General features: G+C 58.3%; 16 protein-coding genes. 14 read left to right on the forward strand and 2 right to left on the reverse strand.

Translation table 11 applies throughout. The annotated features are described in order from the left end of the window. Positions 1 to 67: 67 nt before the first annotated feature. The 3 genes from ftsY to BM347_RS07800 are packed head-to-tail and all read left to right on the forward strand — an operon-like array spanning position 68 to position 2,819. Complete coding sequence (ftsY, locus tag BM347_RS07790) at positions 68 to 1,273, forward strand: signal recognition particle-docking protein FtsY (protein ID WP_093915845.1); 1,206 nt, start codon at positions 68 to 70, stop codon at positions 1,271 to 1,273. Positions 1,274 to 1,298: 25 nt separating this feature from the next. Beyond that, positions 1,299 to 2,201 (forward strand): DMT family transporter, encoded by a 903-nt coding sequence (locus tag BM347_RS07795; protein ID WP_093915846.1) that lies wholly within the window; start codon positions 1,299 to 1,301, stop codon positions 2,199 to 2,201. A gap of 12 nt (positions 2,202 to 2,213) precedes the next feature. Further along, positions 2,214 to 2,819, forward strand: a complete 606-nt coding sequence (locus tag BM347_RS07800; RefSeq protein WP_093915847.1) for an inner membrane-spanning protein YciB — start codon at positions 2,214 to 2,216, stop codon at positions 2,817 to 2,819. A gap of 16 nt (positions 2,820 to 2,835) precedes the next feature. Here the strand turns inward: BM347_RS07800 and BM347_RS07805 are convergent, their stop codons facing one another. Further along, positions 2,836 to 3,540 (reverse strand): glutathione S-transferase N-terminal domain-containing protein, encoded by a 705-nt coding sequence (locus BM347_RS07805; protein WP_093915848.1) that lies wholly within the window; start codon positions 3,538 to 3,540, stop codon positions 2,836 to 2,838. Positions 3,541 to 3,813: 273 nt separating this feature from the next. Here BM347_RS07805 and BM347_RS07810 point away from each other — a divergent pair, with 273 nt between their 5' ends. From BM347_RS07810 to BM347_RS07830, 5 genes are all read left to right on the forward strand, one after another. Then, on the forward strand, positions 3,814 to 4,998 hold the full coding sequence (locus BM347_RS07810; RefSeq protein WP_093915849.1) for an aminotransferase class V-fold PLP-dependent enzyme: 1,185 nt from the start codon (positions 3,814 to 3,816) through the stop codon (positions 4,996 to 4,998). Positions 4,999 to 5,092: 94 nt separating this feature from the next. Further along, positions 5,093 to 6,187: a GTP cyclohydrolase FolE2 gene (gene folE2, locus BM347_RS07815; protein ID WP_093915850.1), complete on the forward strand. Its 1,095-nt coding sequence runs from the start codon at positions 5,093 to 5,095 to the stop codon at positions 6,185 to 6,187. Between the two features lie 212 nt (positions 6,188 to 6,399). Then, positions 6,400 to 6,636, forward strand: a complete 237-nt coding sequence (locus BM347_RS07820) for a hypothetical protein (RefSeq protein ID WP_093915851.1) — start codon at positions 6,400 to 6,402, stop codon at positions 6,634 to 6,636. Between the two features lie 112 nt (positions 6,637 to 6,748). Further along, the gene (locus BM347_RS07825) at positions 6,749 to 8,197 is read left to right on the forward strand and encodes a TrkH family potassium uptake protein (protein WP_093915852.1); all 1,449 of its coding nucleotides are present in this window, start codon (positions 6,749 to 6,751) and stop codon (positions 8,195 to 8,197) included. A 53-nt stretch (positions 8,198 to 8,250) separates the two neighbouring features. Continuing rightward, positions 8,251 to 9,798, forward strand: a complete 1,548-nt coding sequence (locus BM347_RS07830; RefSeq protein ID WP_245764229.1) for a thiamine pyrophosphate-binding protein — start codon at positions 8,251 to 8,253, stop codon at positions 9,796 to 9,798. Between the two features lie 62 nt (positions 9,799 to 9,860). Here BM347_RS07830 and BM347_RS07835 read toward each other — a convergent pair whose 3' ends face one another. Beyond that, positions 9,861 to 11,660 (reverse strand): serine protease, encoded by a 1,800-nt coding sequence (locus BM347_RS07835; RefSeq protein ID WP_093915854.1) that lies wholly within the window; start codon positions 11,658 to 11,660, stop codon positions 9,861 to 9,863. Positions 11,661 to 11,828: 168 nt separating this feature from the next. Here BM347_RS07835 and BM347_RS07840 point away from each other — a divergent pair, with 168 nt between their 5' ends. The 6 genes from BM347_RS07840 to BM347_RS07865 all read left to right on the forward strand — a co-directional run bounded on the left by BM347_RS07840 (position 11,829) and on the right by BM347_RS07865 (position 20,083). Beyond that, positions 11,829 to 12,767 carry a glycine--tRNA ligase subunit alpha gene (locus tag BM347_RS07840; protein WP_093915855.1) on the forward strand — a complete coding sequence of 313 codons (939 nt, stop codon included), beginning with the start codon at positions 11,829 to 11,831 and terminating at the stop codon, positions 12,765 to 12,767. Beyond that, positions 12,764 to 13,285 carry a DUF6446 family protein gene (locus BM347_RS07845; RefSeq protein WP_093915856.1) on the forward strand — a complete coding sequence of 174 codons (522 nt, stop codon included), beginning with the start codon at positions 12,764 to 12,766 and terminating at the stop codon, positions 13,283 to 13,285. The genes BM347_RS07840 and BM347_RS07845 overlap by 4 nt, the downstream gene beginning before the upstream one ends. Before the next feature lie 90 nt (positions 13,286 to 13,375). Continuing rightward, positions 13,376 to 15,658 carry a glycine--tRNA ligase subunit beta gene (gene glyS, locus BM347_RS07850; RefSeq protein ID WP_093915857.1) on the forward strand — a complete coding sequence of 761 codons (2,283 nt, stop codon included), beginning with the start codon at positions 13,376 to 13,378 and terminating at the stop codon, positions 15,656 to 15,658. Between the two features lie 104 nt (positions 15,659 to 15,762). Further along, positions 15,763 to 18,285 (forward strand): putative PEP-binding protein, encoded by a 2,523-nt coding sequence (locus BM347_RS07855; RefSeq protein ID WP_245764217.1) that lies wholly within the window; start codon positions 15,763 to 15,765, stop codon positions 18,283 to 18,285. A gap of 127 nt (positions 18,286 to 18,412) precedes the next feature. Further along, entirely contained in the window at positions 18,413 to 19,051 is a 639-nt protein-coding gene (locus tag BM347_RS07860) for a cell wall hydrolase (RefSeq protein ID WP_093915859.1), read from the forward strand. Positions 19,052 to 19,159: 108 nt separating this feature from the next. Further along, positions 19,160 to 20,083, forward strand: coding sequence for a dihydroneopterin aldolase (locus BM347_RS07865; RefSeq protein ID WP_093916111.1), 924 nt, complete (start codon positions 19,160 to 19,162; stop codon positions 20,081 to 20,083). Position 20,084: the final 1 nt, after the last annotated feature.

The following is a 20,084-nucleotide window of genomic DNA, read 5'->3' on the forward strand; positions in this document are numbered from 1 at the left end:
CCTTCCCTCTGGCCATATGAGCCTATAGATCATAGCAAACGCCTGATATTTTTTGCGGAGACGACGCTTGGCCTTTTTCGATAAGCTAAAAAGCAAACTGTTCAAATCATCGTCAAAAATCGACGACGGCCTTGAGGCGATCGTCGAGGATGGTGGCGCGGTTGACACGCCTGATACCGATGACGCGTTGCCGGTGGATCAGGTGATGGACACACCCGACATCGCGGTAGAGGCCTTGCCTGATGCCGTCGAGGATGATGCCGCGCCGCTGCCTGCCGATGTTCCGGCCAAGGCGGCCCCTGAACCTGTCCCGTTGCGTGATACGATCCAGCCCGCTGTGCCGGATTTGCCAGCGTCTGCACCTGCCAAGGAAGCGGCCCGCAAGCCGGGTTTGATGGGCCGTTTGATGGGGCGCAGCACCGCGGCACCCGTGGTGCGCCGGGTGTTGGACGACGAGATGCTGGAGCAGCTCGAAGAGCTGTTGATCTCGACCGATATGGGGGTTGATACGGCGCTGCGCGTCACTGCAAACATGGCCGAAGGCCGCTTTGGAAAACGTTTGTCGGTCGAGGAAATCAAACGTCTGTTGGCGGCAGAGGTCGCACGGATCATGGACCCGATAGCCAAGCCCTTGCCGCTGTATTCCAAGACGCCGCAGGTGGTGTTGGTTGTGGGCGTGAACGGGTCTGGCAAGACGACGACTATTGGAAAATTGGCCAGCCAGTTCAAGGCGGCAGGCAAGAATGTCGTGATTGCGGCAGGCGATACATTCCGCGCCGCGGCTGTCGAACAATTGCAGGTCTGGGGCGAGCGCGCAGGCGTGCCCGTGTTGACGGCTGCACAGGGATCGGACCCGGCCAGCCTTGCCTTTGATGCGATGGGGCAGGCCGAACGCGATGGCGCTGATCTGCTGCTGATCGACACCGCCGGGCGGCTGCAAAACCGTGGCGACCTGATGGAGGAATTGGCCAAGATCGTCCGCGTGATCCGCAAGAAAGACCCGTCGGCCCCGCATAACACGCTGTTGGTGCTGGATGCGACAACGGGCCAGAATGCGCTAAATCAGGTCAAGGTGTTTCAGGAAATTTCGGATGTCTCGGGGCTGGTCATGACCAAGTTGGACGGTACCGCCAAGGGCGGTGTTCTGGTGGCGCTGGCCGACAAATTCGGCCTTCCAATCCATGCGATTGGGGTCGGGGAACAAATTGACGATTTGCAGCCGTTTGATCCGCAGGAATTCGCGGATGCCTTGATGGGGTTGGACCCTCAGTGACTGGAAATATGCGGGGCAAACGCCCGTGACAGAATGGCTGGTCCAGATCGAAGGCACGCAGACGGGGCATCAGGTCGCCCTATATCTGGCGTTGCTGGCCGCATTTTTGCATGCAGTGTTTGGCGCGTTGCAAAAGGGGCGGCATGACCCGTGGCTGACGCGCGGCGCGATTGATTTTTCCTATGGCATGATGGCGGCCCCCTTTGCCTTGTTTGTCGTGCCTTGGCCCGAGCCGCATATGTGGGTGATCTTTGCCGGCGCGTTTGTCATTCACGTGATCTACAAACTGCTTCAGGCTTGGGCCTATACCAAGGGGGCTTATACCGTGGTTTATCCCGTTGTGCGCGGCACAGGGCCGTTGTTCACGGTGATCGGGGCCTATCTGATCTTTAACGAAAGCTTTACCCTGATGCAGTGGATGGGCGTGGGGGTGCTGATGGCAGGCATCTTCGGGCTGGCGCTGTATAATATGATCTATCTGGTATCCGAACGGGACACGTTGAACGTGGCGCTGGCATTGGCGGTTCTGACGGGACTGTTCGTGGCGCTCTACACAACCTTTGACGCTTACGGCATTCGCGCGACGCAAAGCCCGTTCACCTTTCTGGCGTGGTTTTTCATGATCGACGGGCTGGTGATGCCTGTTATTGCTTGGCGGCGCTATGTGACGATGCCCAACCCGCCCGCGCTTGGCCCGCTGATGACACGCGGTGTGGCGGGTGGATTTGTGGCGTTCTTTAGCTTTGGATCGATTATGCTGGCGACGCGGCTGGACAAGGTGGGCGAAGCCGCCGTGCTGCGCGAAACCTCGACCGTGTTTGCGGCTATCATTGGCTGGCTGGTCCTGAAAGAAACCGTAGGCCCGCGCCGCGTGGCATTGATGGCATTGATCGCTGCAGGTGCTGTAATCGTCGAGATGGGCGGATAATTGGAGAGTAAGATGACCGAAAAACGCCAGATTAACCCGCTGTTGAAATCGGCCCTTGAGTTCGGGCCTGTGCTGATCTTTTTTGTGGCCTATCTACGCTATAAGGACGATGTGTTCACGGTCTGGGGCACGGAATACAGCGGCTTTATCCTGATTACGGCTGCTTTTGTACCTCTGCTGATTTTGGCCACCGGTGCGCTTTGGGCGCTAACTGGCAAGCTGAGTCGTATGCAGGTGGCCACAGTTATTTTGGTAACCTTGTTTGGCGGCTTGTCCGTTTGGCTGAATGACGAGCGGTTTTTCAAGATGAAACCAACCGCGATCTACCTGCTGTTTGGTGGACTGTTGGCCATTGGTCTGGCGCGCGGGCAGTCCTATCTGAAATATGTGATGGAAGAGATGATGCCGCTGCAAGACGCGGGCTGGATGATCCTGACCAAGCGGTTGATGTTGTGCTTTTTCGGGCTGGCGCTGGCCAATGAAGTGATCTGGCGTTTCGCCAGCACCGAAACATGGGTTTATTTCAAGACGTTTGGGCTGACGGCTGCGGTGTTTGCGTTCTTCATGGCGCAGGGCAAGTTGTTTCAAACCTACAGCATCGAACAAGACGAAACCTGATCCGCCCTGCGGCGTATCATTTGGTTTTGAACAATGTCGATTGCGCGTCTTTGTCGGCGCGGAAATCAGCACGCTTTTCCGCGTAAAGCGCGCGGCCTGCTTGTACGCCTTTGCGCGCGCCCATCAGATCGAGCCAGCGCGCCATGTGGGGCTTGTCGTCCAACGTTTGCTGTTGACCTTCCCACAGGGACGCCCAGCCCCAAATCGCGAAATCCGCGATCGAGATGAAATCGCCTGCGACGAATTCATTATTGGCAAGCTGCCGATCCAACACGCCATAAAGGCGCGCCGTTTCGCTGCGATATCGGTCTTTGGCATAGGGGATATCGTTGGGTGGATCCATGTGCGGGGCGTATTTCAGGAAATGATGCGCTTGCCCCGCCATCGGCCCCAGCCCGCCCATTTGCCACATCAGCCATTCTTCAACAGCGATCCTTTCACGCTCGGTTGTGCCGCCGAACTGGCCGGTCTTGCGGGCAAGGTATTGCAAGATCGCCCCGGATTCAAAAATCGACACGGGCGCGCCATCCGGCCCGTCAGGGTCAACAATTGCGGGCATGCGGTTGTTGGGCGCGATCTTTAGAAACTCGGGCGCGAATTGATCGCCTGCACCGATGTTGATCAGATGCGTGGCATAGGGCAGGGCCATTTCCTCAAGCGCGATGGATATTTTCCAGCCGTTGGGCGTGGGCCAGTAATACAGATCAATCGGTGCGGACATGGCGTGGGTACCTCTGGAATGCGGTGTTGGCCCCATACTGCCCGTTTCGGTGGCACCTGCAAGCGAAAGCGCGGCCCGCGATAACGCGGGCTGTTGACGTGGTGCGCACACGGGCGTAACAGATGTCGCGTGGCGATTTGTTACCGGATTGCGGGCCACGGGCAGGGCGACTTGCTGAAATACCGCTAAAAGGTCAGGATGAAAGCCCCCTTTCGCTTGACCGCGTCTGGGGTTTTTTTATGCCCGAACTGTCGGGCCAGAAGGATGATAAAGATGAGCAACGATTGGAAGCCACGCACCAAGGCCATCCACATGGGCACCCGCCGCAGCCAGTATAACGAACTGTCAGAAGCGATGTTCCTGACCCAAGGGTTCGTCTACGAGACCGCCGAACAGGCCGAGGCGCGTTTCCAATCGCTGGGCGATGATGAATTCATCTATGCGCGTTATGGCAACCCCACCGTGCGCATGTTCGAAGACCGTATTGCTGGCATGCTGGGGTACGAGGACTGTTTTGCCTGCACCTCTGGTATGGCGGCGGTAAACGGGGCGCTGACGGCGTTGCTGAAAGCCGGTGATCACGTGGTTGCCGCCCGCGCGCTGTTTGGCTCGTGCTTGTACGTGCTTGAGGACATCCTTGCGCGGTTCGGGGTTGAAATCACATTGGTGGATGGCACGGATAATGCGGCGTGGGACGCGGCGATCCGGGCCGACACGCGGTTGGTGTTCTTTGAAAGTATATCTAACCCCACATTGGAAGTAGTGGACATGCGCCATGTGGTGGCCAAGGCCCATGCTGTAGGCGCGTTGGTTCTGGCGGATGACGCGATGGCCACGCCGGTCTATTCCTATGCACGTGCTTGCGGGGCCGACATTGCGATTGTTTCGACCACCAAACATGTGGACGGACAGGGGCGTTTGCTCGGCGGTGCGATCTGCGGCACCAAGGATCTGATCCGAGGCCCGATCGAAGCCTATATGAAGCACACAGGCGGCGCGATGAACCCGTTCACCGCTTGGACGCACCTGAAAGCGCTTGAAACCATTGATCTGCGTGTGCGGGCACAATCTGATGCCGCGCTGAAGCTGGCGAACGCATTGGATGGCCACCCGCGCCTGCACGCCGTGCGCTATCCGACGCACCCGTCACACCCGCAGCATGACCTGGCGCTGGCGCAAGCCCCGTCTGGCGGCACCGTTTTCGCGATTGAGGTGAAGGGCGGCAAAGACGCCTGTTTCAAGTTCCTGAACGCGCTGGAACTGTTGACAATTTCCAACAACTTTGCCGATGCAAAATCCATTGCCACCCACCCGGCCACGACGACGCACCAGCGGTTGCCGCAAGACCAAAAGGACGTGTTGGGCATCACCGATGGCCTCGTGCGCATGTCGGCGGGGCTTGAGGATGTGGACGATCTGATTGCGGATATCAAACAGGCCTTGGATCGCTCTGTGTAAAATTCGGGTGCGGCTGTGCACTATTGTCAGCTGCCTGATGGAAACGGTGCGGTGATTGCCCTATATATGGTCAAGCTACCAAAGGGGGCTTATCATGAATGTCATCGCACCTGGTTCCACGAAACCTGACCGCGAGGCCGCTGTGGCGGCGCTGGATACCTTGCGCGCTTGGGCGTCCAAGGCAAGCCAAGCGGATATGGATGCGTTGGACCCGGCGTTGGCACGCCTGTTGACCAAGGTGGACGCGTACCCTGAATTCAACCGCATCTATCCAGAAGATTTTGCGGTTGGTGATAACTATAAAGCGACCTTGCCTGATCTGCAAAACGGCCCGTCCAGCCTGATCCGCGGGGCCAAGCAGCAGATACAGCACGTGGGAATTTCGAATTTCCGCCTGCCACTGCGGTTTCACACCCGCGATGATGGTGATCTGACGCTTGAAACCTCGGTCACCGGATCGGTCAGCCTCGAGGCGGATAAAAAGGGCATCAACATGTCCCGCATTATGCGCAGCTTTTATAAACATGGCGACCAGACATTCAGCTTTGAGGTCATGGAAGCAGCGCTTGATGACTACAAGGCCGATCTGGAAAGCTTGGATGCGCGCATTCAGATGCGGTTTTCCTTTCCGATGAAAATCGAAAGCCTGCGGTCGGGCTTGTCGGGCTACCAGTATTACGACATCGTGTTGGAGCTGGTTGAAATTGCAGGCCTGCGCAAAAAGATCATGCATCTGGACTATGTTTATTCCTCTACCTGCCCCTGTTCGCTGGAACTGTCCGAACATGCCCGTGCCACACGCGGGCAGTTGGCCACACCGCATTCGCAACGGTCCGTGGCGCGCATTTCGGTAGATGTGAACTATGACGCGCCGTGCTTGTGGTTCGAGGACTTGATCGAGGCCGCGCGGCGGGCCGTGCCGACCGAGACCCAAGTGATGGTCAAACGCGAGGACGAGCAGGCCTTTGCCGAACTGAACGCTGCCAATCCGATCTTTGTCGAGGACGCGGCGCGTCTGTTCTGCGAACAATTGCAAGCCGACCCGCGTATTGGCGATTTCCGCGTTGTGGCAAGCCACCAGGAAAGCCTGCACAGCCATGATGCGATCAGCATTCTGACCCAAGGTGACACCTTTGCCGCGCAAAGCATCGACCCCAAGCTGTTCACCACGCTGTTTCACGTCGGGTAAATTCACGCCGTAAATAGCCCAAGTTTTCACACTGCCCGCGTTTTGGGCGGTGTTTTGGGGCGTCTGTCGCATTTTTGGCAATCTTTATGCTGCGGTGCGGCGCAATCGGGATGCTGCTATGCAGAATGGTCAGTTCTCATCTTGGTCGGGTGCTATATGTTGAAGTCAACAGAGCGTAACAGGCGGAAATGCCTAGCAAAGAAAGGTCTATCATGGCTTATAGCAGCACAATTTCCCACACCGGTGGCTTCTCCCTGAAAACACCATTTACGGCAATCGGGGCATTCTTTGCCGCCCTTGGTAACGCAATGATCGCAGCCAGCAGCAACTCTGCCCGCTTGCAAAAGGTTGAGATGTTGAACGCAAAATCCGACGCAGAGCTGGCGGAAATGGGCATCAAGCGTGATGATATCGTGCATCACGTGTTCCGTGACCTGTATTATATCTAATCAGGTCCACCCCGGTAGAAAATGCGGCCCCGCTGACATCAGCGCGGGCCGTTTTCGTTTTCGGGACGTCTGATCCTTGACACCGTCGCTTTGCCACGCCAACGCTGCCCCTATGTTGGACATGCGACCAGTTGGATATGTGATCGGGCTTTTGCTTGCCGTGCTTGGCATCGCGATGATTGTACCGATGTTGGTCGATATCGCAGAAGGGCGCGGCCATTGGCCCGTGTTTGTGGAGTCTGGGCTGATCACCCTTTTAGGGGGCAGCATGATTGCGCTGGCCTGCGCTAATGGCGTCAAAGAAGGCCTGACAATTCAGCAGACCTTTTTGCTGACCACCGGCGTTTGGGTCATGTTGCCGCTGTTTGGGGCCTTACCTTTTATGCTGGGCGCGACCGAGGCGCGGTTTATCGATGCGATGTTCGAGGCCATGTCGGGCCTGACCACCACAGGATCGACGGTTTTCACTGGGCTTGATGGCTTGCCCAAGGGGCTTTTGCTGTGGCGCGGTATCCTGCAATGGCTGGGTGGGATCGGTATTATTGTGGTCGCGATGGTGTTTCTGCCCGAATTGCGGGTCGGTGGTATGCAGATATTCAAGTCAGAAGCGTTTGATACCTTTGGGAAAATCCTGCCGCGCGCGGGTCAAATCGCCAGTCAGATTTCGGTTATCTATGTCTGGCTTACCTTTGCTTGCACGTTGACCTATCTGGCGCTTGGCATGAATCTGTTCGATGCAACGGTACATGCGCTGACGACGGTTTCGACCGGCGGTTTCTCGAATTATGACGCGTCTTTCGGCACATTCTCGGGGTCGGCCGAATATGCTGCATCGTTCTTTATGATCCTCGCCGCATTGCCGTTTGTCCGCTATGTGCAGCTGTTGAACGGGCACCCAATGGCGCTGCACCGCGACCCGCAGGTGCGCGGGTTTATCTTGGTGGTCTTTGTGCTGGTGATCTTGATCTTTATCTCGATCCAAGGGGTATTCCCGCAGCATTGGGAACAATCCCTGCGCGAGGCGTTGTTCAACATCACCTCGATCATCTCGGGCACGGGCTACGCGTCGGTGGATTATATGCAGTGGGGATCGTTTCCCGTCGCACTGTTCTTTTTCACCGGATTGATCGGCGGCTGCGCGGGATCGACTGCCTGTTCAATCAAGATTTTCCGCTATCAACTGCTGTTTGCGTCGATCCGCGCGCAGTTGCAGCGCATCCGCTCGCCCCACGGCGTCTTTACTCCACGCTATGACGGGCGGCCGATCAGCGGGGATGTCATGATCTCGGTAATGTCGTTTTTCATGTTCTTCACCCTGACGCTGGGCCTTGTTGCCGTCGCGCTCAGCATGACGGGGCTGGATTTTGTAACCTCTGTATCGGGGGCTGCGGCTGCGCTGGCCAATATCGGGCCGGGTCTTGGGGATATCATCGGACCAGCGGGCAACTTCAGCACGCTGAACGATCCGGCCAAATGGATACTGACCGCCGCAATGCTGATCGGACGGCTGGAACTGATGGCGGTTTACGTCATCCTCACCTTTAAATTCTGGAGAGCCTGATGGCCAAGACAACGACCGCGCAAACCCGTCCTTTGGGTGCGCAAATCTCGCATATGCTCAAGGACCGCGGGATTGAGGTGATTTTCGGCATTCCCGGCGTGCATAATCAGGAAATGTATCGCGGGATCGAGGATTCCGGCCTGACCCATGTGCTGGCCCGCCATGAACAGGGTGCCGGATTTATGGCTGACGGCTATGCGCGGGCGACGGGAAAACCGGGGGTGGCCTATGTGATCACCGGGCCGGGGCTGTGCAATATCATGACGCCGATGGGCCAGGCGACCAGCGATTCCGTACCCCTGCTGGTGTTGTCGTCCTGTCTGGATGAAACGGCCGCGCGCAAAGGCCAGCTGCATCAGATGAAAGACCAGCAAGCCGCCGCAGCGACGGTCTGCGACTGGTCCGAGGAAGCGCGCACCGCCAGTGCCGCCTATACGCTGATCGACCGCGCGCTGAGCGAATTTGCCACGCAGCGCCCCGGTGCCAAGCATATTCAGGTGCCGATTGCGGCGCTTGAGGCTGTAGCGCAGGGCCACTCCACATCGGGGGACGGCAAAGCGCGCCCCTTGGGCCCCGTTGCGCAGGACATTGCAAAGGTCCGTGATCTGTTGATGGCCTCCAAGCGTCCGCTGTTCGTTTTCGGCGGCGGGGCAAAGGGGGCAGGTGACGTGAATGCCCTGATGCGCCGCACGGGGGCTGCGTCCTTTACCACCTACGCCGGACGCGGGATGGTCGCCCCTGATGCGCCCTTGCACTTTGGATCAAGCTTGGCACGGCCCGGAAGCGCGGATGTGATCGCCAGCGCTGATCTGGTGATTGCGGTTGGCACCGAACTGGCCGAGGTGGACATATGGCGCGCGCATCTGGGCCACACTGCGCCCTTGGTGCGGGTTGATCTGGACCCTGCCGTGTTGACTGATGCCCAAGGGGCGCAGGTCCAGGTGCAAGGGGATACCGCCGCGTTTGTGTCCGGCTTGTGCGAAATGGATATTGACCGGCCTCAATCTGGCTGGACCGCGCAAGAGGTCGCTGAGGCGCGTGCACGCTGGCGGTCAGAGATTGAGGCAGAGCGTCCCGGCCTGCTGCCGGTCATTGATGCGCTGCACGCCGCAGTGCCCAAAGATGCGATGATCTATTCGGACATGACCCAATTCGCCTATGCCGCCAAAGAGGTGTGGGATATGGATGCGCCGGGTCACTGGCATCACCCTTACGGTTTCGGCACTTTGGGCTACGCGACCCCCGCTGCCATTGGTGGCGCGATCGGGCGGCCTGATGCGCCGACCTTGGCAATCATCGGCGATTACGGGTTTCACTATACCATGCAGGAACTTGGGGCTGCTGTTGAGCTGGGCCTGTCGCTGCCCATCATCCTGTGGGATAACGCCAAGCTGGGCGAAATCGAGGACAGCATGGTACGCGCGCAGATCGCGCCCAATGCTGTGGTCGCGCATAATCCGGATTTCTGTAAACTGGCCGAGGCCTTTGGTGCCTTGTCGGTGGCCCCCAAGGCGCTGAGTGATCTGCCGCAGGTGCTGAAAAAAGCGTTCAGCGCCGGTCGCCCGACGTTGATTTATCTGACACCTGACATCACCGGCTAAGACGTTTTCTTGGAGGAAAACGGCGGGGAATTTTCAAAAAATTCCGCGCCCCGTCGACTTTGTTATTCCCAGCAGTTGACCAAGACGGTCATGCCTTTGGCTTTGGCGCGCAAATCCTCCGGGTGCAAGGTGCCTGATCCTTGGGTTGTCTCTATTGCGATGCCCGCCTGTTGCGCCAGATCACTGATCTGCGTGGCATCGACGGCAAAGTTCACGTCCTCGGGCAGGTGTTGCGCGCCATCTTCGCGGGGCAACAGCATGCCCAAGACCTGACCATTGCTGTCAAAAACCGGTCCGCCCGCGTCGCCAGATTGCGCGATAAGCTCAAGCCTTACGACATTATCTTCGCCCTTCAATCCGCGCACATCGGCCAAAGCGCCGTATGTGACCGTCGCCGTGCCCAGCACGCCCTTGTAGGGGTAACCGGCGACTGCGATTTCGGATTGTAGCCGTGGCAAAAGCGGGTTGAACATCGCGACCTCCATCGGTGCCAGACGGTCACTGGGTTTTAGCAGGGCAATACCATTGGCGGTGTCATTCACAACCACACTTAGCTCCGTTTCATCCTCCAGCGTCATGCGACCACAATTTTGTACTGCTTGAGATGTTGTCGCGATGGTACCGACACCGTCGATGAAAAAGCCCGAGCGTGAAAGCTTGGGCTGGCGGACCTGCAGGCCGGACACCAGATCAATCGCCTGATCATCCCCGCCCGCTGCAACTGCGTCCAGCACGCCGGGAATGCGGGTAAAGCTTTTGGAAAGCTCTGACATCACGCGGCGGCGGCGGTCTTCGTCACCCGCGGGCCAAACAAGGGTAAAGCCTTTGATTTCGCCATCTTCCAGCGATACTTGGGTCTGGCTGATGATGCCGCCATTTTCCCCGATCAATTCAAAGCTGTCGGATTTGCGTTCGCGCGGCCCGTCCTGGGGGACGATTTCAAGGGTTTGCATGATCTCGTAAAGACCGGCCAGCGTGTCCTCATCACCCGCCTGGCTGATCAACAAAACCCGCGCGTTGATATCACCGGTCGCATTGTACTGCACAAACGGCGGGTCGAGCTTTTCAAAGCTCACAATCTCGGTGGGCAAGAGCATCTCGATGCCCGCATCCGTGTTGCGGACAGTTTGCAGGCCAAGCCCCTCCAGCACGGCGTTATATTGTTTGTTCAGCGCTGCACGTTGCAATGTGGTTAGCACGCCAGTGGGGTCATAGCCGTTGACGGCTTGCCAGTCAGTCATCGACCCGCGCGTGCCGCGCCCGAATGCGCCGTCAATGGCACCGTTGTAGAAACCTGCCCATTGCAGCGCGATTTGCAATTGCTGGCGCTCCTCGCGCGACAGCGCCCGCTCGCTGCGGCGTGCCTCCGACACTGTCTCGTCAACGGGTGGTTCGGGCTTAGAAATTTCTGCAACGGTCGGAGTGTTGTCACTGACAGGGGGCAGCGTCGTCTCGGCAATCGGGGCTGCGGGGGCTTGGGCTGTCACTTCAGGCTCGGCCGGGGCAATCAAGGGGATGCTCAGCACATTCGCGCCGACGGGCCAGAACTGCTGTTGGAACCGGCTCGAGATTTGCACAAAGCTGTCACCGGGCACCAACCCCTCGCGACGATACCGGCGCAACAGCAACTCTGCATCGTCGCGGCGATAGGGGCCGACGACAATTGCATACCAGCCACCGCCTAGCGAAAACCCGTTCACATCGTCGATGTTGTTGCTATAGGCCTGCGCCCGCTGGGTCGCGGCGGTTAGGGTTGGTTGTGCTTCAACCTGCAGCCAGACCACGTCGCTCGGGGATTGGGCCATCACGGAATAAGGTGTCAGAAGTAGGGCGGCAAACAGGGCTGCGATCAATCGCTTCATGGTGAAAGTGCTCTCGTGCGTTTAAATTCAAGGCAGATAAACAGGAACACAGGGAAAATGCTATGGCCGTTCGCTGTGAAATAGGTATGAAATCATCACAAAGCTGCCAATTGACCCTTGGCCGAGCGCGCCGTAGGTAAGGCGCGCAGCAGTAAAGGCCTATATCCCATGTCCGACCCGGTTCAGCGTCCCCGTTCCTTTCAGGAAATCATCCTTGCTCTCCAAACCTATTGGGCGCGGCAGGGCTGTGCAATCTTGCAACCCTACGACATGGAAGTCGGCGCAGGCACGTTCCACCCGGCAACCACATTGCGGTCCTTGGGCACCAACCCGTGGGCTGCCGCCTATGTGCAGCCGTCGCGCCGCCCAACCGATGGCCGCTATGGCGAAAACCCGAACCGCTTGCAGCATTATTACCAGTATCAGGTGTTGATCAAACCAAGCCCGCCCAACCTGCAGGAACTGTATCTGGGATCTCTTCAGGCGATCGGCATCGATATGGCGCTGCACGATATCCGTTTTGTCGAGGATGACTGGGAAAGCCCGACGCTGGGTGCATGGGGCTTGGGCTGGGAAGTCTGGTGCGACGGCATGGAAGTGTCGCAATTTACCTATTTTCAACAGGTCGGCGGACACGACTGCCACCCGGTCTCGGGCGAGCTGACCTATGGCCTTGAACGCCTTGCCATGTATGTTCTGGGCGTTGATCACGTGATGGACATGCCGTTCAACAGCCCCGACGCGCCGATCCCGCTGACCTATGGTGACATCTTCAAACAGACCGAAGAAGAATTCGCGCGCTGGAACTTTGACGTGGCCAATACCGAGGTGCTGCTGAACCACTTTGTCGAGGCGGAAAACGAATGTAACGCGATCCTGTCCCAAGACGCTCAAGACCCCAAAACCGGCAAACGCATTATCATGGCGCATCCGGCCTATGATCAATGTATCAAGGCCAGCCACATCTTTAACCTGCTTGACGCACGCGGGGTTATTTCGGTGACGGAACGCCAGGCCTATATCGGGCGCGTCCGGACCTTGGCCAAAGCCTGCGCTGACGCCTTTGTTCAAACCCGCGCAGGCGGCTGGAGCGAGGACGCAGCATGAACGGCAAAATCGTCGGGGGCGTGATCCTGGCCGCAGCAGCGATTGCGGGCGTGACGCTCTACTACCTCCAGATCTACGGCTACTATCAAGACGCCCCAACACCGCCAAACGGCGTTGAATTGGTGTCGCTCGCAACAGGCTTGCCCGAACCCATCGCGACAGAAAACTTTCGTGCCATTGACGCGGATAGCTCTCCGATCCGCTACCGCGCCTGTTTTGACACCACAGCCAGCCTTGCCACGCTGTCGGAAACCTATGTGGCGACCGACAAGATCGAACCGCGCAATGCGCCGGGGTGGTTTGACTGTTTCGATGCCAAAGCGATTGGGGAAGCGCTGGACGCCGGTACGGCCCAAACGTTCCTAAGCCAAAAGAACGTCCATTACGGCGTGGACCGTGTTGTCGCCATCACATCAGACGGTCAGGGCTATATCTGGCATGAACTGAACGATTGCGGTGAAAAATCCTATGACGGCACCGTCGTGGGCGAAAGCTGCCCCGCGAAATCCGGCCAATAAGGGGCCTTCTCTGGCTCTTAAATATCCTCGCGCGAAGCGCAAAAGAATCTTAGCCGCACCACATAACGCGGCAACCGAAAGGTACCACTGATGCCCGACCTGCTGATTGAGCTTTTCTCAGAAGAAATTCCCGCCCGGATGCAGGCGCGGGCCGCTGATGATTTGAAAAAACTGATAACGAATGGCTTGGTCGAGGCGGGGCTGACCTATGCCTCAGCCGCTGCATTTTCCACGCCGCGCCGTTTGACCCTGACCGTTGAGGGCATGCTGGACGCCAGCCCGTCCATCACCGAAGAACGCAAAGGCCCCAAGGCCGACGCGCCGGGAAAAGCCATCGAAGGGTTCTTGCGCGGTGCTGGTCTGACCCGCGACCAACTGGAAGAACGTGAAACGCCCAAGGGCAACATCCTGTTCGCGATGATCAAAAAGCCGGGCCGCCCCGCGTCCGAGATTGTGGCCGAGGTGCTTGAAACCACGATCCGCAATTTCCCATGGCCGAAATCCATGCGCTGGGGCACCGGTTCCTTGCGTTGGGTGCGCCCGCTGCATTCCATCCTGTGCATCCTGACAGCCGAGGACGGCGCGCAGGTTGTGCCAATGACAGTTGACGGAATCGAAGCAGGGGCCACCACGCGTGGTCACCGTTTCCTTGCGCCTGACACCATCACCGTCAGCAATTTCGACGACTACACCGCCAAGCTGAAACGCGCCTTTGTGGTGCTGGACCCGGCCGAACGGCGCGATGCGATCTGGCATGACGCGACCAATATGGCCTTTGCCAATGGGCTTGAGGTTGTCGAGGACGCAGGTCTGCTGGCCGAGGTCGCAGGGCTGGTGGAATGGCCTGTGGTGTTGATGGGCCGGATTGGCGATGATTTCCTTGATCTGCCGCCCGAGGTTTTGCAGACCTCAATGAAAGAACATCAAAAGTTCTTTTCCGTGCGCCACCCCAAGTCTGGCCGCATCGAGCGTTTTATCACTGTCGCGAACCGCACCACTGCTGATGACGGTGTTACGATCTTGGCGGGTAATGAAAAGGTGCTTTCCGCCCGTCTGTCGGACGCCAAATTCTTTTGGGAGAACGACCTGCGCATCGCCAAATCTGATGCGGGCATGCAGACATGGGTCGACCGTCTGTCGAACGTGACCTTCCACAACAAGCTGGGCACACAGGCCGAGCTGATCTCGCGCATGGAAGCACTGGCGGGCGAACTGGCCCCGATGGTCGGTGCCGATGCAGTCGAGGCCCGCGAGGCCGCACGGTTTGCCAAGGCCGATCTGTCGTCCGAAATGGTCTATGAATTCCCCGAACTTCAGGGGCTTATGGGCAGCTATTATGCCAAGGCTGCGGGCAAATCCGACGCCATCGCCGACGCCGCCCAAGACCACTACGCGCCGCTTGGCCCGTCGGACGATGTACCGACCGCGCCGGTTTCTATCGCCGTGGCATTGGCCGAGAAGCTCGACAAGCTGACCGGGTTCTGGGCGATTGATGAAAAGCCGACAGGGTCGAAAGACCCCTTTGCGCTGAGACGTGCTGCGTTGGGTGTTATTCGGATTTTGGTTGAGAATGATGTTCGACACCCGTTTATGTACTCACACCTGATGGCATTGATTGCGGAGCATATCGGTTACGATGAAAAAGATCGTGAACAATTAATCGACGTTATGGCCGAGTTCAACGAACGCGCGAAATTGTTGGATCAGTTGCCTTCCAATCGTATGACACCGGATTTGGCAAAATTTGTTGGCGACAAAATGAGAAGTGAATTCGGTAGTAAAGCCGAAGAACTCAAAACAACTGGCGAAAATTTAAGGAAAAAACTTGAGGTCGCGAAGGATAGAGCCGCCGACCTCCTCTCCTTCCTCCACGACCGCCTCAAGGTTTACCTCAAGGACCAAGGCGTCCGTCACGACATCATCGATGCTTGCATTGCGATGGAAGGAAACGACGACCTAACCCTTCTGGTCAAACGCGCCAAAGCCCTTAGCGAAACGCTGAAAACCGACGACGGTGAAAACCTGATCCAAGGCTTCAAGCGCGCCAATAACATCCTGTCCCAAGCGGAAGCGGCGGATGGGGTCGAATACTCCTATGGTGCAGACATCAAGTTTGCGGAAACCGACGAAGAACGCGCATTGTTCGACGCGCTTGATAAAGCCGAAGCGCAGATCAATCCGGCGATGGCGGCGCAAGACTTTACCGCCGCCATGTCCGCCATGGCATCCTTGCGCGGGCCGATTGATGCGTTTTTCGATGCGGTGCAGGTAAATTCCGACAACAGCACCGTGCGGCGCAACCGGTTGAACCTGCTCAGCCGCATCCGCGCCATCTGTAGCTCGGTCGCGGACCTGACCAAAATCGACGGCTAACAGTCACCTTCTTTGGTCTGGCAGGGCGCATCAAGCCTTGCCAGACAACACTGAAAGCCTATGCTGCGCACAAACAAAAAGGTGCCGCAGTGCAGAAAACGCCCATGACAACGCTGGTAACCCAGACCGCCCCCATCGCCACAGAAACCCATGGCGGGCGGGCAAAGTGTTTGCAACGTCTGGTGCGTTTGGATCTGCCGGTGCCGCGTACGGTCACGCTGCCGTTCAATGTGGTGCACGAGATCGCAAATGGCCGGATGCCGGATTTGCAGGCTGTTGCGGACGAATTTCCCAAAGGGGCGCTGCTTTGTGTGCGCCCGTCCAGTCAGGACCCTGATTGGGGCGGGCCGGGGGCTGTTCTGAACATCGGCATGAACGACGCGCGGTTCAAAGAATATTGCGACCGTATGGGCGAGGGGCCTGCCTCGGCGCTCTATACGCGGTTCGTGCAATCCTATGCCGTCAACATTGCGCGGCTTGACCCCGATATGTTCGACGACGTGGTCGGTGACGGGCGCGACGCGTTGGAACAATCCCTGAGCGCCTATGAGCAGGAGACCGAAGAAGCATTCCCCCAAGATCGCGTGACGCAGTTAACGGCGGTGCTGAGTTCAATGGCCCGGGCGTGGGAAGGCACGTCGGCACGTCTGTTGCGGCAGGCAAAGGGCGCGCCTGCCGATGCGGGACTTGGGCTGATCGTGCAGGAAATGGCATTTGGTGTCGGAACGGGCTTGTGCGGGTCGGGTGTGTTGCAACTGGTCGATAGCGAAACCGGATTGCCGCAGATCACGGGGCGCTATCTCAGCCAGTCGCAGGGGCGTGACGCCCTGCAAAGTGATGCAGATGCGATGTATCTGACCCGCGATCCACGTGGCCCCTCGCTTGAGGAGCACGCGCCGGAAGCCTTTGAAACGTTGAAGCAAAACGCCGAATTGATGCGCGTGCGGTTGCGTGCCGAAATGCAGCTGGAATTTGTAATCTCGGATGGAGAGCTGTTTATCCTTGATGGTGTGCGCGTGTCACGGTCGTCACGGGCGTCGGTCAGGATTGCGGTGGCGCTGGCCGAGGAAGGCATCATTTCGCGCGAAGAAGCATTGATGCGTGTGCAGCCGCGCACGTTGACCGAATTGCTGCACCGGCAGGTCGATCCGCGCACTAAGCGTGACCTGATCGGGCGCGGGATTGCCGCCAGCCCCGGTGCTGCGACGGGCAAGATCGTGTTTAACGCGAATGACGCGCAGGCCAGCGCGGCGCGGGGCGAGAAATGCATTCTGGTGCGGCGCGAAACATCGCCCGAGGATATTCGCGGCATGCATGCAGCCCAAGCGGTGCTGACCGAACGCGGCGGGATCACCAGCCACGCCGCCGTGATCGGGCGGGGCATGGGCCTGCCTTGTGTCGTTGGCGCGTCGTCTATGACGTTTGATCTGGTCAAAGGGCAGATTATCGCCCCGGATGGCCGCGTGTTCAAAGCCGGTGACGAGATCACCATTGACGGCACTAAGGGCGAAGTTCTGGCGGGGGCCGCGCAAATGCTTGAGGCGCTGCTGGATGCGACATTCCAGAAATTGATGGATTGGGCGGAGGAGGCGGCGGATATCGGTATTCGCGCCAATGCCGACACACCTGCCGATGCCCAGACCGCCCGTAACTTCAATGCCCATGGGATCGGGCTGTGTCGGACTGAACATATGTTCTTTGATCCCAGCCGGTTGACCGTGATGCGCGAGATGATCTTTGCGGACAGTAGCGAAGAGCGCCGGGCGGTGCTGGAACGTCTGTTGCCGATGCAACGAGATGATTTTATTCAACTTTTCCGCATTATGCAGGGCCAGCCCGTATGCATCCGGTTGTTCGATCCGCCCTTGCACGAATTCCTGCCCGCCAACCGGTCAGGGCAACGCGATCTGGCAGAAGCGTTGGATTTGCCCTTGTCTGACGTGATCCGCCGGATCGACGCGATGTCGGAATACAACCCGATGCTGGGTTTGCGCGGCGTGCGTCTGGGGGTGACCGTGCCCGAAATATACGAGATGCAGGCGCGCGCGATTTTCGAGGCCACGATCGAGGCCAGCCGCGATGGCGACCCGGTGGTGCCCGAAATTATGATCCCGCTGGTTTCGGCGCGGCGAGAGGTCGAATTGGTCAAGGCCAGCATCGACAAGATCGCCACGGATGTGCGCAACGAACGCGGTGCCACGTTCACCTATCGTTTGGGGGTGATGGTTGAAACACCACGTGCTGCCCTGCGCGCCGGTGAAATTGCGCCGCATTGTTCGTTCCTCAGCTTTGGGACAAACGACCTGACGCAGATGACATACGGCCTAAGCCGCGATGATGCGGGACGGTTTATGTCGACTTACGTGCAGCAAGGGGTGTTCCCCGAAGACCCGTTTCATATGCTGGACCAAGACGGCGTGGGCGAGCTGTTGGAGCTGGGCGCATCGCGCGGTCGGGCGGCCCAGCCGGGCATCACTTTGTCGATCTGTGGAGAGCATGGCGGCAACCCCGAATCGATTGCATTTTGCCGAGAAGCAGGATTCGACTACGTTTCCTGCTCGCCTTTCAGGGTTCCTGTGGCCCGATTGGCGGCGGCTCAACTCGCAATTGAACACAAGATAGGGTAGTTTTCGGATCTCATCTGTCCATATTTGGTATTTTTGGGCGGTAATTCGCGCAATTTGCCCACTTAGGGTTTACGTAAGCGATCCCATTGTCTAATCGGCGTCTCTGAAATTACCTGCGAGGCGCTCTATGCGTTGTTCTACATTCCTGTCTTTCTGCGCCGCAGCGGCGCTGTCCCTTTCGATGCCATTGGCTGCGTTTGCCAATTCTCAACAGGCTGAAACCCTGGCCGAGATTGAGTCGAAAGGGCTGCAAGCCGTCGGATCAGAGCGGCTCGAGCGTATGATCGCTGAGAACACATCGGCCGACGAGATCGAGTTTACCCGCAGCTGGCTGTCAGAGCAGCCAAAGGCGTCTGGCGGAGAACAGTGGAAATGCCTGTCCGAGGCGCTTTACTTTGAGGCGCGCGGCGAGACGGTCAGAGGACAGTTCGCTGTTGCCGAGGTGATCCTGAACCGTGTCAAATCCGATGAATTCCCCGGGTCGCTTTGCAAGGTGATCCATCAGGGTACCGGCAGAAAATACCAGTGCCAGTTCACCTACACCTGTGACGGCTATGCCGAAGTGATTGCCGAACCACGTGCCTATGACCGCGTCAGCAAAATCGCGCGTGCGGTGCTGGATGGCAAGGTGCCATCGCTGACTGATGGGGCCACATATTACCACACCACCGCCGTCAGCCCGCGCTGGTCGCGTGTTTTTACCCGCACTGCGAAAATCGGCGTTCATCTGTTTTACCGCGATGGTGTACGCACCGCGTCTAACTAAGCGTCAGCCGCCGTCGTCTTTGAGGTCTAGCCAGCCGCAACTGGCTTTGTTACATGCAGGCAAGCGGTCTAGGATCGCCTTGACCGTGAAAATGTAAAGGCCCGCATGATGACCACCGACACAAGGCTTGCCTTTGCGCACCCGTCCGAGCGTGCCGCCGCCACCGCGGGGCCTGAGCCGCTTGACCGTATTTCCCTGCGTGATCACATCGTCGAGGTGGAAATCGGTGCCTTTCAGGCCGAACGTGGTGTGACGCAGCGCATATGTTTTAACATCGTTGTCGAGGTGCAACCGTTGACCGGCCCCGTGGACGACGACGTGGATCGCATTCTATCCTATGACCGCGTGACCGAGGCGATTGCCTATGAATTGGCGGACGAACGGCTGAACTTGCTGGAAACCCTTGCCGAACGTGTCGCCGACCGGATTTTGCTGGAACGTCAGGCGATGCGTGTGTTCGTCCGTATCGAAAAGCTGGATCGGGGCCCCGGTGCCTTGGGCGTTGAAATCGTCCGCGCCCGTGATGACGCCCCCGACACGCGTTCCGATGCCGCCGAGGTGCCGCATCCCGAGCTGGTGTATCTGTGCAATGCCGCGATTACTTCGCCCTATCTGACGGGGTGGCTGGACCAGCTTGAACAGTTGGGCCGTCCGTTGATCCTGTGTGTTGGGGCGTCCGATACCCCCGCACCGCAGGTCGCCCATAAAATGGCGCAGCGCCGGATCGATCTGCTTGCCATTGAACAGAACGCATGGGTTTTGGCGTCCAAGGACAATCGATGTGTTGTTGTTTCAACTCGGACAGAATTGGACTGGGCGATGAAGAATGGCCAGACCAGCGTTTGGGCCCCGTCGAAGATCGTGTTGGACAGCGTTGATACCCCATCGGCACAGCCGCGTGATGCGGTCGCTTTGGCCGCGTGGTTTGCCGCCACATTCGACGCGACCGAGATGCTGGTTTTTGGCACCGACTTGCCAAAACAGGCATCGGTGCCTTTGCGTATGGTGGCTGTCGATCAGGACCAGATTTAGC

It is taken from the genome of Sulfitobacter marinus (assembly GCF_900116285.1).
In the GTDB taxonomy this organism is placed as follows: domain Bacteria; phylum Pseudomonadota; class Alphaproteobacteria; order Rhodobacterales; family Rhodobacteraceae; genus Sulfitobacter; species Sulfitobacter marinus.

Excerpts from the sequence above, each read along its gene's own strand:
- BM347_RS07800 (WP_093915847.1), top strand. The coding sequence starts at position 2,214 with ATGACCGAAAAACGCCAGATTAACCCGCTGTTGAAATCGGCCCTTGAG.
- BM347_RS07805 (WP_093915848.1), bottom strand. The coding sequence starts at position 3,540 with ATGTCCGCACCGATTGATCTGTATTACTGGCCCACGCCCAACGGCTGG.
- BM347_RS07810 (WP_093915849.1), top strand. The coding sequence starts at position 3,814 with ATGAGCAACGATTGGAAGCCACGCACCAAGGCCATCCACATGGGCACC.
- folE2 (WP_093915850.1), top strand. The coding sequence starts at position 5,093 with ATGAATGTCATCGCACCTGGTTCCACGAAACCTGACCGCGAGGCCGCT.
- BM347_RS07820 (WP_093915851.1), top strand. The coding sequence starts at position 6,400 with ATGGCTTATAGCAGCACAATTTCCCACACCGGTGGCTTCTCCCTGAAA.
- BM347_RS07825 (WP_093915852.1), top strand. The coding sequence starts at position 6,749 with ATGTTGGACATGCGACCAGTTGGATATGTGATCGGGCTTTTGCTTGCC.
- BM347_RS07830 (WP_245764229.1), top strand. The coding sequence starts at position 8,251 with ATGCTCAAGGACCGCGGGATTGAGGTGATTTTCGGCATTCCCGGCGTG.
- BM347_RS07835 (WP_093915854.1), bottom strand. The coding sequence starts at position 11,660 with ATGAAGCGATTGATCGCAGCCCTGTTTGCCGCCCTACTTCTGACACCT.
- BM347_RS07840 (WP_093915855.1), top strand. The coding sequence starts at position 11,829 with ATGTCCGACCCGGTTCAGCGTCCCCGTTCCTTTCAGGAAATCATCCTT.
- BM347_RS07845 (WP_093915856.1), top strand. The coding sequence starts at position 12,764 with ATGAACGGCAAAATCGTCGGGGGCGTGATCCTGGCCGCAGCAGCGATT.
- glyS (WP_093915857.1), top strand. The coding sequence starts at position 13,376 with ATGCCCGACCTGCTGATTGAGCTTTTCTCAGAAGAAATTCCCGCCCGG.
- BM347_RS07855 (WP_245764217.1), top strand. The coding sequence starts at position 15,763 with ATGACAACGCTGGTAACCCAGACCGCCCCCATCGCCACAGAAACCCAT.
- BM347_RS07860 (WP_093915859.1), top strand. The coding sequence starts at position 18,413 with ATGCGTTGTTCTACATTCCTGTCTTTCTGCGCCGCAGCGGCGCTGTCC.
- BM347_RS07865 (WP_093916111.1), top strand. The coding sequence starts at position 19,160 with ATGACCACCGACACAAGGCTTGCCTTTGCGCACCCGTCCGAGCGTGCC.